Annotated in this window: 11 protein-coding genes; 10 read left to right on the top strand and 1 reads right to left on the bottom strand. The window is 70.7% G+C overall.

Going from position 1 to position 14,907, the window contains the following annotated elements; all coding sequences use genetic code 11:
* The first annotated feature begins 187 nt into the window (after positions 1–187).
* A complete protein-coding gene (locus ABZX79_RS21515) occupies positions 188–3,193 on the top strand; it encodes a beta-N-acetylglucosaminidase domain-containing protein (protein ID WP_355259876.1) in 3,006 nt (1,001 codons plus the stop codon).
* A 204-nt stretch (positions 3,194–3,397) separates the two neighbouring features.
* Here ABZX79_RS21515 and ABZX79_RS21510 read toward each other — a convergent pair whose 3' ends face one another.
* On the bottom strand, positions 3,398–3,934 hold the full coding sequence (locus ABZX79_RS21510) for an HNH endonuclease (RefSeq protein WP_214973800.1): 537 nt from the start codon (positions 3,932–3,934) through the stop codon (positions 3,398–3,400).
* 235 nt (positions 3,935–4,169) lie between these two features.
* Here ABZX79_RS21510 and ABZX79_RS21505 point away from each other — a divergent pair, with 235 nt between their 5' ends.
* The 9 genes from ABZX79_RS21505 (at position 4,170) to ABZX79_RS21465 (ending at position 14,846) form a co-directional block, all read left to right on the top strand.
* Positions 4,170–5,249: a mechanosensitive ion channel family protein gene (locus ABZX79_RS21505; RefSeq protein ID WP_355259871.1), complete on the top strand. Its 1,080-nt coding sequence runs from the start codon at positions 4,170–4,172 to the stop codon at positions 5,247–5,249.
* Positions 5,250–5,445: 196 nt separating this feature from the next.
* Positions 5,446–6,657 (top strand): ROK family transcriptional regulator, encoded by a 1,212-nt coding sequence (locus ABZX79_RS21500; protein WP_355259868.1) that lies wholly within the window; start codon positions 5,446–5,448, stop codon positions 6,655–6,657.
* A 40-nt stretch (positions 6,658–6,697) separates the two neighbouring features.
* The gene (locus ABZX79_RS21495; protein ID WP_355259865.1) at positions 6,698–8,041 is read left to right on the top strand and encodes an ABC transporter substrate-binding protein; all 1,344 of its coding nucleotides are present in this window, start codon (positions 6,698–6,700) and stop codon (positions 8,039–8,041) included.
* Between the two features lie 7 nt (positions 8,042–8,048).
* Positions 8,049–8,990, top strand: coding sequence for a sugar ABC transporter permease (locus tag ABZX79_RS21490; protein ID WP_355259862.1), 942 nt, complete (start codon positions 8,049–8,051; stop codon positions 8,988–8,990).
* Between the two features lie 5 nt (positions 8,991–8,995).
* Positions 8,996–9,862, top strand: a complete 867-nt coding sequence (locus ABZX79_RS21485; RefSeq protein WP_355259859.1) for a carbohydrate ABC transporter permease — start codon at positions 8,996–8,998, stop codon at positions 9,860–9,862.
* Between the two features lie 23 nt (positions 9,863–9,885).
* Positions 9,886–11,151, top strand: a complete 1,266-nt coding sequence (locus tag ABZX79_RS21480; RefSeq protein WP_355259856.1) for a 6-phospho-beta-glucosidase — start codon at positions 9,886–9,888, stop codon at positions 11,149–11,151.
* Complete coding sequence (locus tag ABZX79_RS21475; protein ID WP_355259853.1) at positions 11,142–12,113, top strand: BadF/BadG/BcrA/BcrD ATPase family protein; 972 nt, start codon at positions 11,142–11,144, stop codon at positions 12,111–12,113. The genes ABZX79_RS21480 and ABZX79_RS21475 overlap by 10 nt, the downstream gene beginning before the upstream one ends.
* A gap of 356 nt (positions 12,114–12,469) precedes the next feature.
* Entirely contained in the window at positions 12,470–13,801 is a 1,332-nt protein-coding gene (locus ABZX79_RS21470; protein ID WP_355260079.1) for a hypothetical protein, read from the top strand.
* A gap of 106 nt (positions 13,802–13,907) precedes the next feature.
* Complete coding sequence (locus ABZX79_RS21465; protein ID WP_355260076.1) at positions 13,908–14,846, top strand: glutamate ABC transporter substrate-binding protein; 939 nt, start codon at positions 13,908–13,910, stop codon at positions 14,844–14,846.
* Positions 14,847–14,907 lie beyond the last annotated feature (61 nt).

Below are 14,907 nucleotides of genomic sequence, written 5' to 3'. Positions count from 1 at the left end.
TACGGGTGGGCTACATGGACACAGCAGCCCTACCCAATGGACACGGCCGCAGACGTATACGTTCCATCAACGTGTCCCGCCTCACACCAGGTTCCCCCCACGAAACCCGTATGAAAATTGACACCCGGGCGGGCGGGTGGTGGGCTCGGGGCCCACAGGAGAGACTGACGCGACTGAGGAGACGGCCGTGCAGTTCGGGCGCAGGAGAGGCGCGAGGGGCGCGACCGCCGTCGCGGTGGCCGTGATCGGTGGGCTGCTCGGTGGTGCGCAGGGGGCGTTCGCCGCTCCCTCCGACCCCGAACCCGACCCCGGCGCCCCCGCCGCCACGAAGCCCGACCGCGAGAGCGACGCCGCCCTGCCCGCCGTGTGGCCACGCCCGCAGTCCATACGGGCGGCCGGGCAGCCGGTGCGGGTGAGCGAGGAAGCGGTGCTCGTCGCGGAGGCGGGGACCGATCAGTACGCCGTGAAGGCCCTCGAAGGGGTGCTGCGCGACGCGGGCGTGAAGACCCTTTACACCGTGCGGCCCGATGAGCCGCTGCCGCTGCCCGCGCGTGGCCTGGTCGTACGGGCGGGAGGCACCGGCGCGAACGACGCGCTGCGCGCCCTGCGCGCACCCGAAAGCGCCGATCTGCCGTCCGGGGGCTACCGGATAGCCGTCGGCAGCGTCGGCGGACGGGACACGGTCGCGCTCGACGGCGTCGGCGACGACGGCCTCTTCCACGCGGCGCAGACCCTGCGCCAGCTGGTGACCGGGGACGGGGACGGGGGCCAGGGGAGGCAGATCGCGGGGGCCCTCGTCCGCGACTGGCCGGGGACGGCCGTACGCGGCATGACCGAGGGCTTCTACGGTCAGCCGTGGACGCGCGAACAGCGCCTCGACCAGGTCGACTTCATGGCCCGTACCAAGCAGAACCGGTACCTCTACGCGCCGGGCGACGACCCGTACCGCCAGGCCCGCTGGCGCGACCCGTACCCGGCCGACCAACGCGCCGACTTCCGGGCGCTCGCCGAGCGGGCCCGCAGCAGCCATGTGACGCTCGGCTGGGCCGTGGCGCCGGGGCAGGCGTTGTGCATGTCGTCCGACGACGACATCAGGGCGTTGAACCGCAAGTTCGACGCGATGTGGGCGCTCGGTGTGCGCTCCTTCCAGCTCCAGTTCCAGGACGTCAGCTACAGCGAGTGGCACTGCGACGCGGACGCGGACACCTTCGGGTCGGGGCCACAGGCCGCGGCGAAGGCGCACGCGCGGGTGGCCAACGCGGTGGCGAGGCACCTGGCGGAGCGGCACCCGGGGTCCGAGCCGCTGTCCGTGATGCCGACGGAGTTCTACCAGGAGGGCGACACCGACTACCGGCAGGCGCTCGCCGCCGAGCTGGACGGCGGGGTGCACGTCGCGTGGACGGGCGTCGGCGTCGTACCGCGTACGATCACCGGTCGCGAACTGGCCGGTGCGCGCGACGCGTTCCGGCATCCGCTGGTGACGATGGACAACTACCCGGTCAACGACTACGCGCAGGACCGCATCTTCCTCGGCCCCTACCAGGGCCGGGAGCCCGCCGTCGCGACCGGCTCCGCCGCCCTCCTCGCCAACGCCATGGAGCAGGCGTCCGCCTCCCGCATCCCGCTCTTCACGGCCGCCGACTACGCCTGGAACCCGCGCGGTTACCAGCCGCAGGAGTCGTGGCAGGCCGCGATGGACGACCTGGCGGGCGGCGACGCCACGGCCCGCGAGGCGATGCGGGCGCTGGCGGGCAATGACGCGTCGTCCGTGCTGGGCGGCGAGGAATCGGCGTACCTGCGGCCGCTCATCGACGGCTTCTGGCGCGCGCGTACGTCTGGCGACCAGCGCGTACGGGACGCGGCGGCGAAGAAGCTGCGCGACGCCTTCACGGTGATGCGCGAGGCACCACTGCGGCTCCAGGGCTCGGCGGGCGGCGCTTTCGACGACGAAGTACGGCCGTGGACCGAGCAGCTGGCACGGTACGGGAGGGCGGGCGAGCTCTCCGTCGACCTGCTCCAGGCGCAGGCGCGCGGCGACGGCCCGGCCGCGTGGCGCGCCTCGCTCGACCTCCAGGCGCTGCGCGGCTCCCTGAAGGCGAGCCGGGTCACCGTCGGCAAGGGGGTGCTCGACCCGTTCCTGGCGAAGGCCGTCAAGGCGGCGGACGCCTGGACCGGCGCGGACCGCAAGGCCGGCAGCGTCGCCGAGGGCGCCGGTTCGTACACCGTACGGCTCGACCGGGCGCGTCCCGTCGAGGCGCTGACCGCCATGACCGAGCCGGGTACGGGCGAGGGCGCGGCCGTCGAGGCGCATGTCCAGGGCCAGGGCTGGCGGCGCGTCGGCACGCTCTCCGGCAGCGGCTGGACGCAGACGGACGCCGGGGGCGCGCGGGTCGACGCCGTACGCCTGACCTGGGACGCGGCGAGTGACGGCGGTGCTCCTGTGGTGCACCGCGTGGTCCCCTGGTTCGCGGACGAGCCGCGGGCCGGGCTGCGGCTTGAGCGCAGTGAGACGGACGCGGAGATCGGCGGGAGCCGGCCGGAGCGCGTCACCGTACGGCTGACCGGGCAGCGCCCCGGGGAGGTGCGGGGGCGGCTGACGGCCGAGGCGCCGGAGGGCATCGAGGTGCGGGCCCCTCGGGCTACGACGGTGCCGCGCGGGGCGTCCACCGCCGTGCCGCTCGATGTCCGGGTCGACAAGGCGGTGCGGGCCGGCGAGTACAAGGTGCCGGTGTCCTTCGACGGGCAGGACAGTGTCCTGACGGTGCGGGCGTTCCCGCGTACGGGCGGGCCCGATCTCGTACGGGGCCAGGGCGTGAAGGTGTCGTCGTCCGGCGACGAGACCGCCGACTTCCCGGCACCGAACGCCGCCGACGGCGACCCGGCCACCCGGTGGACCTCGCCGATAGGCCGCTCCGCGTGGTGGCAGACGGAGCTGGCGGAGCCGGTGCGGCTCGGGCAGGTCGTACTGCACTGGCAGGAGGCGTACGCGAAGAAGTACCGCATCCAGGTGTCCCAGGACGGCCGCACGTGGCGCACGGCGGCGACCGTCAGGGACGGGCAGGGCGGGCGCGAGGCGGTTCGGATGGACGCGGAGGGGGTGCGGTTCGTGCGGGTGCAGTGCGATGAGCGGGCGCTGCCGTTCGGCTACTCGCTGTTCGGGGTCGAGGCGTACGCGGTGGCCGACGCCGACTAGCGACCGGGCGGTTGCGGCCCTGCGGGGACCCCGGCCGGGCTCGACCCCTGCGGGGCTCTTCCCCACCCCGCCCCTTCCCGAACTGGGGCAAGCCCCAGACCCCGGAGATATGCTCCCGCACCCCTCCAGCCCCTCCGGCGTTTGAGGAGCGGGGTCTGGGGCAGCGCCCCAGCTTCCCCCGGGGGACGACGAAGGCCCGGATCCTCAGGCCGAAACGCCGTCGATCCGAGCCAGTGCGTCATCCGCGCCGAACGGCTGCAAGTACGGCAGCCAGCGCGGATCCCGATGCCCGGTCCCGATGATCCGCCAGGCCAGACCGGACGGCGGAGCGGGCTGATGGCGCAGCCGCCAGCCGAGCTCCATCAGGTGCCGGTCGGCCTTGACGTGATTGCAGCGGCGACACGCCGCCACCACGTTCTCCCAGGCGTGCTGACCGCCACGACTGCGCGGAACGACGTGGTCGACGCTGGTTGCGACACCACCGCAGTACATGCAGCGCCCGCCGTCCCTGGCGAAGAGCGCACGGCGGGTGAGTGGAACGGGCCCCCGGTAGGGGACCCGTACGAACCGTTTCAGCCGCACAACGCTGGGTGCGGGGACAGCGCGGGTCGCGCTGTGCATGAAGGCGCCGGATTCCTCGAGGCAGAGAGCCTTGTTCTCCAGTACGAGGACGAGCGCGCGGCGGAGCGGTACGACGCCGAGCGGCTCGTACGACGCATTGAGGACCAGGACATGCGGCACGGATGCCTCCTATTACGCCGGCGGCGCGTGGCTCGCGCCGGGACGATCTGCTCTCAGTCTCCCCTCACCCCTGGTCGAAACGCCACCACGTCCGGGTAACGGGCTGGGAGTGTTTTCGACCACACCGCCTTCATTCCCTGGTGAGCCTTGTCTCTCCCTCGAACACAGCGCCGGTCTGAGCAGGATGCCCCGTTAGTGTGGTTGGTCTGTTGTCGTCCCGCCTGGAGGTACCCGCGTGCTCTGGTCCGTCCTGTCGGCCGCCGATCCCACGTCGTCGACGTCACCCGAGCCCGTCACCTTCGACGAGGCCGCGCAGAAGGCGAACAACGCCGCGAGTTGGGTCGAGCAGAACTGGTCCACCTGGCTGAGCGTCGGCCTGCGCATTCTGCTGATCGTCGTGATCGCCACGGTTCTGCGTACGGTCATCCGCCGCTCCCTCACCAAGCTGATAGCCCGCATGAACCGCAGCGCCCAGGCGGTCGAGGGCACCGCGCTCGGCGGCCTCCTGGTGAACGCCGAGCGCCGCCGCCAGCGCTCGGAGGCGATCGGATCCGTGCTCCGGTCGGTCGCGTCGTTCCTGATCCTGGGTACGGCCGCCCTGATGGTGCTCGGCGCACTCAACATCAATCTGGCGCCCCTCCTCGCCTCGGCGGGTGTCGCCGGCGTGGCGCTCGGCTTCGGTGCACGGAACCTCGTCACCGACTTCCTCTCCGGCGTCTTCATGATCCTTGAGGACCAGTACGGCGTCGGGGACAACATCGACGCGGGCGTCGCGTCCGGCGAGGTCATCGAGGTCGGCCTGCGGGTGACGAAGCTGCGCGGCGAGAACGGCGAGATCTGGTACGTCCGCAACGGCGAGATCAAGCGCATCGGCAACCTCAGCCAGGGCTGGGCCACGGCCGGAATCGACGTACAGGTGCACCCGTCGGAGGACCTGGACCGCGTACGCCAGGTCATCGTCGACACCGCCGACGAGCTCGCCAAGGCAGACCCGTGGAGCGAGGTGCTGTGGGGACCCGTCGAGGTGCTGGGCCTGGACTCGGTGCTGCTCGACTCCATGGTGGTGCGGGTCTCCGCGAAGACCATGCCGGGCAAGGCGCTCGGAGTCGAGCGAGAACTGCGCTGGCGCATCAAGCAGGCCTTCGACCGTGCGGGCATCCGGATCGTCGGCGGCCCGGTGCTGCTCGGCGAGGACGGTACGCCGGCCGACCCGACGGCGGGCATGTCGGCGCCGTCCGCGCTCGGCAGCCCGACGTCCCCGCAGTCACTCGCGGCGTCTCCGATCCAGCAGGCCCCCACCAACCTCGCCAAGTAACCGAGTAGTTCGTACGTTCGTTCAGCGCCCCCGCAGGTAACACTTTGGTTGCCGCGGGGGCGCTGTGCGTTGACGGCTCTTGACGACCGGCTTGCGGGCGACTTACTTTCATCCCACTCAATAGGAAACTTTCCTAACAGTGTTGTTAGGGAGACTGGGTGGCTGCTGGCAGCCGAAGAAGGGTGGGTGCATTGCCATGGCCGGACCACCGGGTACGCCGGGCACGCCGCGCGTTCTGCGGGCGATGAACGACCGCGCCGCCCTCGACTTGCTCCTGGAGCACGGGCCGCTCTCCCGTACCAAGATCGGCAAGCTCACCGGACTGTCCAAGCCCACCGCCTCCCAGCTGCTCGTCCGCCTGGAGACCGCCGGCCTCGTCGTCGCCACCGGTACGACCGAGGGGCGTCCCGGACCGAACGCGCAGCTGTACGCCGTCAACGCGCGCGCCGCGTACGTCGCCGGCCTCGACGTGACGCCGCAGCGCATCCGCGCCGCCGTGGCCGACATCACGGGCGAGACCGTCGGCGCATACGAGATCCGTACCCCCGGCCGCCGCGCCGAGTCCGTCGTACGCCAGGTGACCGACGCGCTCGACGGCGCGGTGAAGGCCGCCGGGCTCGTACGGGCCGACGTACACCGCGTCGTCATCGGCACACCCGGCGCCTTCGACCCCGGCACCGGGCGCCTGCGGTACGCCTCCCACCTCCCCGGCTGGCACTCCCCCACCCTGCTCGACGACCTGGCGGCCGCGCTGCCCATGCCCGTCGAGTACGAGAACGACGTGAACCTCGCCGCCGTCGCCGAGCAGCGGCTGGGCGCCGCCCGGGGGCATCAGGACTTCGTCCTGCTGTGGAACCACGGTGGCCTCGGTGCCGCGCTGGTGATCGGCGGGCAACTGCACCGGGGCTGGACCGGTGGCGCCGGCGAGGTCGGGTTCATGCCGGTGCCGGGCACTCCGCTCGTACGCCGGGTGACGAAGGCCAACTCCGGTGGCTTCCAGGAGCTGGCGGGCGGCCAGGCCGTGCCCCGCCTGGCCCGGGAGCTCGGCATCGCGGTGCCGGCCGGTGAGACGTACATCGACGAGGCCATCGCGCTGCTCAGCGAGGCATCCGGGGCCGCCGACGGGCCGTACCAGGAGCTCCTCCAGGCCTTCGCGACGGGGCTCGCGACCGGTCTCGCCTCCATGGTGGCCCTCCTCGACCCCGAGCTGATCGTGCTGTCCGGCGGGGTTCTCGTCGCCGGCGGCGAACCACTGCGCGCGCTGGTCCAGTCGGAGCTGGCCGAGCTCGCCGCCCCCCGGCCCCGGCTCGTCATCGGTTCCGTACAGGAAGAGCCCGTACTGCGCGGGGCGTTGGAGAGCGCCCTCGCCACCACTCGCGACGAGGTCTTCGACACCACCTCCCGCTAGCCCCCCCTTTCCACCCGTCCCTGCCCCTGGGAGCTTCGCCATGCGCGAAAACAGCCGAGACCGCCGTCTCATCAGCTCAGCCGTCGCCGTCACCGCGATATCCGTCCTCGCCTCCGCATGTACGGGCCAGTCGGAGACCGGCGCGACCGACGACCCGAACGCGAAGACCACGATCACCTTCTGGCACGGCTGGAGCGCCCCGAGCGAGGTGAAGGCGATCCGGGCGAACGTCGACCGCTTCGAGGCGGAGCACAAGAACATCAAGGTCGACGTCGTCGGCAACATCAACGACGACAAGCTCAACCAGGCGCTGCGCGCGGGCGGTTCGAAGGGCCCGGACGTCGTGTCGTCCTTCACGACGTCCAACGTCGGGAAGTTCTGCTCGTCGGGCGCCTTCGCCGACCTGGGGCCCTTCATCGACAAGTCGAACCTCGACCTGGAGAAGACCTTCCCGAAGGTGACGCTGGAGTACACGCAGTTCGAGGGCAAGCGGTGCGCGATGCCGCTGCTCGCCGACGCGTACGGCCTCTACTACAACAAGGACGCCTTCAAGAAGGCCGGCATCGCCTCGCCGCCGAAGACCATGTCCGAGCTGACCGCGACCGCGAAGAAGCTGACCAAGGCCAAGGGCGACAGCTACGAGCAGCTCGGCTTCATGCCGAACTTCCACGGCTACGAGACGACCACCGAGCACTACATGGGCAGCTGGGACCAGACGTACTTCGACGCGGACGGCAAGTCGAACATCGCCAAGGACCCGGCCTTCGCCGCCATGTTCACCCAGCAGAAGAAGCTGGTGGACGAGCTCGGCGGCTTCCAGAAGCTGGAGAAGTACCGCGGCACTTTCGGTGACGAGTGGGGCGCCAAGCACCCGTTCCACACCGGCCAGGTCGCGATGCAGATGGACGGCGAGTGGCGGCTCGGGATGGCCGAGGACGCGAAGGTGCCGTTCGAGGTCGGTGTCGCGCCGATGCCCGTCGCCGATGACGAGGCCGACAGCTACGGCAAGGGCTTCCTGTCCGGCACCATCATGGGCATCGCCCCGGCGAGCAAGAAGCAGAACGCGGCCTGGGAGCTGGTCAAGTTCATGACCACCGACACGAAGGCCGTCGTGGAGTTCGCCAACGCGATCCGCAATGTGCCGTCGACCTTCGACGCGCTGAAGTCGCCGGATCTCAAGCTCGACCCGCGCTTCAAGACGTTCATGGACATCGCGCAGCACCCGAAGTCCAGCACCCCGGCGGGCGCGGTGAACGGTGCGACGTACCTCCAGACGATCCAGGAATTCGGCTACCAGTACGAGAAGGGTGCGGTGAAGGACCTGAAGGCCGGTCTGGAGAAGACCGCCGCGCAGATCGACACCGACATCGCGAAGGCGAAGTAGTCCTGCGATGAGCACGCACACGCTTCGTTCGAAGCGCCGGAGGTCGGCGCTGCGGACGGCGGCCTTCATGTCGCCCTGGCTGGTCGGCTTCAGCGTCTTCTTCGCGTACCCGCTGCTCTCGACCGTCTATTTCTCCTTCATGAAGTACGACGGTTTCGGTGTCCCCACCTTCAACGGGCTCGACAACTGGACGTACGTCTTCCGCGACTACCCGATGTTCTGGCCGTCGCTGGGCAACACGCTGTGGCTGGTCCTGATCATGGTCACCTGCCGGGTCGTCTTCGGCCTGGGCATCGGCCTGCTGATCACCAGGATCAAGACGGGTACGGGGATCTTCCGCACCCTCTTCTACCTGCCGTTCCTGGCCCCGCCGGTCGCCGCGACGCTCGCCTTCGTCTTTCTCCTCAACCCCGGCACCGGGCCCGTCAATTCGGTCCTCGGCGACCTCGGGCTGCCGACCCCCGGCTGGTTCAACGACCCGTCCTGGTCGAAGCCCGCGCTCACCATGCTCGCGGTGTGGGGGATCGGGGACCTCATGGTCATCTTCATGGCCGCGCTGCTCGACGTACCGAAGGAGCAGTACGAGGCGGCGGAGCTGGACGGCGCGTCCGGGCTGCAGCGCTTCCGCTTCGTGACCCTTCCCCACATCTCGCCGATCGTGATGTTCTCCGTCGTCACCGGCGTGATCCAGACCATGCAGTACTACACACAGCCGCTGGTCGCGGGGAAGGTCGCCTCCGGCATCATCGGCGGCTCGGGCCAGCAGTTCGAGCCGGGCTACCCCGACAAGTCGACGCTGACCCTCCCCCAGCTCGTCTACAACCTCGGCTTCCAGCGCTTCGACTACGGGGCCGCGTGCGTGGTCGCCCTCGTTCTGTTCGCCCTGGCCATGGCCTTCACCGCGCTCTTGATGCGGCGGCGCGGCGGCATCCTCCAGGCAGGTGAATGACAGTCATGACGCACGTTCTCACCACACCCGCCGAGCGCGCCGCACGCCGCAGAGCGCTTCTGCACTGGATCGCCGTCCATGCGCTGGGGATCGCGGCCGCGCTCTTCTTCGTGCTGCCGTTCGTCTTCGTCGTACTGACGTCACTGATGAACGACCAGCAGGCGCTGACCCGCGACCTCACGCCCAACACCTGGGAGTGGGGCAACTACGTCAAGGTCTTCGAGACGCCGGGCTTCCTGACCTGGTGGAAGAACACGCTGCTGTACGCCGGACTCGGCACCGTACTGACGGTCGCCTCGTCCGTCCCGGTGGCGTACGCGCTCGCCAAGTTCCGCTTCCGGGGCCGAAACCTGTCGCTGATGCTCGTCATCTCCATGATGATGCTGCCGCCACAGGTCATCATCATCCCGATGTACCTGTTCTGGGCGAAGCAGCTGGACCTGTCCGGCACGCTGTGGCCGCTGATCATCCCGATGGCGTTCGGTGACGCCTTCTCGATCTTCCTGCTGCGGCAATTCCTGCTGACCATCCCCAACGAATACCTGGATGCGGCGAAGGTCGACGGCTGCGGCGAGTTCCGCACGCTGATCCGGGTCGTCATCCCGATGGCCAAGCCGGGCATCGCGGCCGTCGCCCTGTTCCAGTTCTTCTACGCCTGGAACGACTACTTCGGACCGCAGATCTACGCCTCCGAGAACCCGGCCGCCTGGACGCTGTCGTACGGACTCGAATCGTTCAAGGGCGCGCACCACACCGACTGGAATCTGACCATGGCCGCGACCGTACTGGTCATGGCCCCTGTGATCGTCGTCTTCTTCTTCGCCCAGAAGGCGTTCGTAGAAGGCGTCACACTGACCGGAGTAAAGGGCTGACAGGGCTGATGACGATGACTGGCATGAAGCTCGCAGTAGTGGGGGGCGGCTCCACCTACACCCCCGAATTGATCGACGGTTTCGCTCGCCTGCGGGACACCCTGCCGATCGAGGAGCTCACCCTCGTCGACCCGGCGGCCGACCGCCTGGACCTGGTGGGCGGCCTCGCCCGCCGCATTTTCGCCAAGCAGGGCCACCCGGGCCGCATCACGACCACCTCCGACGTCGACGCGGGCGTCGCGGGCGCCGACGCGGTGCTGCTGCAGCTCCGGGTGGGCGGGCAGGCCGCCCGCGACAAGGACGAGACATGGCCGCTGGAATGCGGGTGCGTCGGGCAGGAGACGACGGGCGCGGGCGGTCTCGCGAAGGCGCTGCGCACGGTCCCGGTCGTCCTGGACATCGCCGAGCGGGTACGCCGCGCGAACCCGGACGCCTGGATCATCGACTTCACCAACCCCGTCGGCATCGTCACGCGGGCGCTGCTCCAGGCCGGGCACAAGGCGGTCGGGCTGTGCAACGTGGCGATCGGCTTCCAGCGGAAGTTCGCGAAGCTGCTGGAGGTGGCGCCGGCCGACGTACACCTGAACCACGTGGGTCTCAACCATCTCAGCTGGGAGCTGGGGGTACGCCTCGGCGGTCCCGAGGGCGAGGACGTGCTGCCGAAGCTGCTCGCCGAGCACGGTGACGCGATCGCCGACGACCTGCACCTGCCGCGCGCGGTGCTGGACCGGCTGGGTGTCGTCCCGTCCTACTACCTGCGCTATTTCTACGCGCACGACGAAGTGGTGAGGGAGCTCGGGACGAAGCCGTCGCGGGCGGCGGAGGTGGCGAAGATGGAGGCGGAGCTCCTGGCCATGTACGGCGATCCGGCGCTGGACGAGAAGCCCGCGCTGCTCGCGAAGCGCGGCGGCGCGTTCTATTCGGAGGCGGCGGTGGACCTGGCGGCGTCACTGCTGGGCAAGGGCGGCAGTCCCGTGCAGGTCGTCAACACGTACAACAACGGCACGCTGCCGTTTCTGGCGGACGACGCCGTCATCGAGGTCCAGGCGCGGGTCGACCGGACGGGCGCCACGCCACTGGCCGTGCCGGAGCTGGACCCGCTGTACGCGGGGCTCATCGCGAATGTGACGGCGTACGAGGACCTGGCACTGGAGGCCGCGCTGCGCGGCGGACGCGACCGCGTCTTCAAGGCGCTGCTCGCGCACCCCCTGATCGGCCAGTTCGAGTACGCCGACGGGCTCACCGACCGGCTGATCGCACACAACCGGGAGCACCTGGCGTGGGCGTGACCGCGGCTGCCGTGATCGCCATCGACGCGGGTAACAGCAAGACGGATGTGGCGGTGGTCGGGCCGGACGGGTCGGTCCTGTCCGCGGCCCGGGGCGGTGGCTTCCAGCCGCCGGTGGTCGGGGTCGGGGCGGCAGTCGACGCGCTGGCGGAGACGGTCGGGCGGGCGCTGGAGGAGGCGGGGGTGGAGGAGGCCGAACACGTCTCCGCCTGCCTCGCCAACGCCGATCTCCCGGTCGAGGAGGAGGAGTTGGCGACGGCCGTCCACGCGCGCGGGTGGGGGCGTACGACGGAGGTCCGTAACGACACCTTCGCGATCCTGCGGGCGGGCGTCGACGAGCCGCGCGGCGTCGCGGTGGTCTGCGGCGCGGGCATCAACTGCGTCGGCATGCTGCCGGACGGGCGCACCGCCCGCTTTCCCGCGATCGGCCGGCTCTCCGGTGATTGGGGCGGCGGCGGCGGGCTGGCGGACGAGGCGATCTGGTTCGCGGCGCGGGCGGAGGACGGGCGGGGGGAGCGCACGGAGCTGGCGCACGCCCTGCCGGCGCACTTCGGGCTGCCGTCGATGTACGCGCTGATCGAGGAGCTGCATCTGGGGCGGATCGCGCCGGGGCGGCGGCATGAACTGGCCCCCGTGCTCTTCGCTGTGAGCGCGGAGGGCGACCGGGTCGCCCGGTCGATCGTGTACCGCCAGGCGGAGGAGGTCGTCGCGATGTCGACGGTGGCGCTCGGGCGGCTGGATCTGCTCGCCGAGGAGGCGCCTGTGGTGCTGGGCGGCAGTGTCCTGGCGGCCCGCCATCCGGAGCTGGACGACCGCATCGCGGCGCTGATGTCGGACCGGGCCCCGAAGGCGGTGCTGCGCGTGGTGACGGCACCGCCGGTGCTGGGGGCGGCGCTGCTGGGCCTTGACCGTACCGGGGCCGGGCCTGCGGCGCGTGAACGGTTGCGCGCGCACTACGCGTGAGGCGGAGGGGGTTGCGGGTACGGGTGCGGGTGCGGGTGCCTGCGGCGCTTTCCCCGACCCGCCCCTTCCCGAACTGGGGGCAAGCCCCCAGACCCCCCGGACGGGCTCCTATGGAGCCCCTCCGGCGATTGAGGAGCGGGGTCTGGGGCAGAGCCCCAGTTCGGGAAGGGGCGGGGTGGGGAACAGCCCCGTAGGGAACCGAAGCCATCCCCCCTGCGTATACAGGAGGGGGGATCAGAACGCGCAAAGCGCCTTGATCGGCACAAGATCCAGTCAATCGTGGTGTGGATACCGGCCCCTGCGGCCATACTGCTTGCCGGGACCAAGGGGGAGGTCAAGTGGCACACCCGCCGAATGTGCGCGAAGCGCAACCACCCGCGCGGACCACCGCGTGGTCGGAAGGCGTGGACCGGCTGCGCGCCGGCGCCACGACCGAACCCGGCCGGCTCCGCATCATCGGCGCCCTCGTGGCCGCACTCGTCGTCGCCTTCGGAGCCGCGACCGCCTGGGAGATCTCCGACCGCGCGGCCGCCGCCGACGCCGTGGTCACCCGCAGCCAGCCCCTGAGTGCCGACGCCGCGAGCATCTACCGTTCCCTCGCCGACGCCGACTCCGCCGCCGCCAGCGGATTCCTGGCGGGAGCGCAGGAGCCGCAGGACGTACGCGAGCGGTACGAGGACGACATCGCCACCGCGTCAGCCCTGCTCGTGAAGGCCGCCGCCAACACGGAAAGCACCAGCGCCTCAGGACGCGAGATCGCCGTACTCAACACCCAACTCCCCCAGTACACCGGCCTGGTAGAGCGCGCCCGCGCCAACAACCGCCTCGGTCTCCCCCTCGGCGGCGCCTACCTGCGGTACGCGAACGAACGCATGACCACCGAGCTGCTCCCCGCCGCCGAGCGGCTCTACAAGGCGGAGAGCGGCAGACTCGGGGACGACTACGACGACGCCCGGGTGTGGCCGTTCATCGGGCTGGGGCTCGGAGTCCTCGCGCTGGGCGGCCTCACCTGGGCCCAGCGGCGCAATTACCGGCGTACGAACCGGGTGTTGAACCCCGGTCTGCTGGCCGCGAGCGTCGCCTCCGCCGTCGTCCTGCTGTGGCTCGGGATAGGGCATGCCGTGGCACGGGCCGACCTCAAGGACGCCATGGCGCACGGCCAGAAGTCGCTCGAAGTGCTCAACGACGCGCGCATCAACTCGCTCAACGCCCGCGCCAACGAAAACCTCACCCTCGTCGCGCGCGGCGCCGTACTGGCCGAGGACGGCAAGCGCGACCTGTACGAATCGCAGTACGCCGCCGGCATGAAGGTCCTCGTGCAGCGCCTCGCGGACGCGCGCGAGCTCGCCGACGACCGGCAGGGCAGCGGGCCCGTGAAGGACGCGACCACCAAGGCCACCGAGTGGCGCAAGCGGCACACCACCGCGCGCGCCACCGACGACGGCGGCGACTACGAAGGCGCCCTGGCGAAGATCATCGGCGCCAAGGGCTCCACCGGCGAATGCTTCAACGGGGTGGACGCGGCGCTGGAGAAGGCGCTCGCCCATGAGCAGGCCGAGTTCACCCGGGCCGCCGAGGGCGGCCGGGGCGCGCTCACCGGCCTGCCGCTCGGCGCAGCGGTCCTGGCGGTGCTGGGCGCGGCGGGCGCCGTGCTCGGCATCGGGCGCAGGCTTTCGGAGTACAGGTGAACAGCTGATGCGGGTGGGAGGAGGCGCGGTGACCAGGACGGGCAGCAGGGTCAGGGCCGGAGGCGGTACCGGCAGCAGGCTGCGCGGCTGGGGCGGAGTGGCCGGCATGGCCGCGGCCTGCGCGCTGACGGCCGCTGCGACGCTGCTGCCGCTCTCCCACGGCGCCGGGGACGGGCAGGGCCCGGACGCGGCGGGGCAGCGGGTGGCGCGGGCGGTCCCCGCACGGGCGGACATCTGCGAGGAGCCGGAGCGCAGCCTGCGGCCCTCGAATGCGGACGGCCCCGCGATCGAGAAGATCAAGGCGCGCGGCAAGCTGATCGCCGGCGTCGACCAGAACAGCTTCCGCTGGGGCTACCGCAATCCGGCCACCCGTGACCTCGAAGGCTTCGACATCGACCTGGTGCGTGCCATAGCGGCGGACATCCTCGGCGACCCCGACAAGGTCATCTACCGCGCGATACCCACCAATCAGCGCATCCTCGCCCTCCAGGAGGACAGGGTCGACGTCGTCGTCAGGACGATGACGGTCAACTGCAACCGGATCAAGGACGTAGCGTTCTCGACCGCCTACTTCGAGGCGGGGCAGCAGGTGCTCGCCCCGAAGAAATCGACGGTCAAGGGCTACGACACCTCCCTCGCCGGCAAGAAGGTCTGTACGGCGAAGGGCTCGACGGCGTACGACGCGCTGGCCGCGAAGTCGTTCGGCGCGAAGTTCGAAGGCCTCACCGTGCCCAACCAGCTGGACTGCCTGGTCCGGCTCCAGCTCGGCGAGGTCGACGCCGTGGTGACGGACAACGCCCTGGCGGCCGGCCAGGCGGCGCAGGACCCGGCGGTCGAGCTCAAGGGCGAACCGTTCACTCAGGAGTACTACGGCGTCGCGGCGAAGCTCGGCAGCGACGACCTGGTACGCCGGCTGAACCAGATCCTCGACGACTACCGCGGGGGCGGCGCCACCGGCCCGTGGATGAAGGCGTACGGCAAATGGCTGAAGGACGACCTGCCCGGCATCAAGAACCCGCCGGAGCCGAAGTACCGGGACAATTGAGCCGGTTGAATCCTGGGCAGAACGACACGGGGCCGTACATCGGGGAAGCGGAAGAGCGGAG

Origin of the sequence: Streptomyces sp. NPDC002994 (genome assembly GCF_040611155.1) — a bacterium.
Classification (GTDB): domain Bacteria; phylum Actinomycetota; class Actinomycetes; order Streptomycetales; family Streptomycetaceae; genus Streptomyces.
This window is presented reverse-complemented; position numbering and strand designations above follow the sequence as displayed.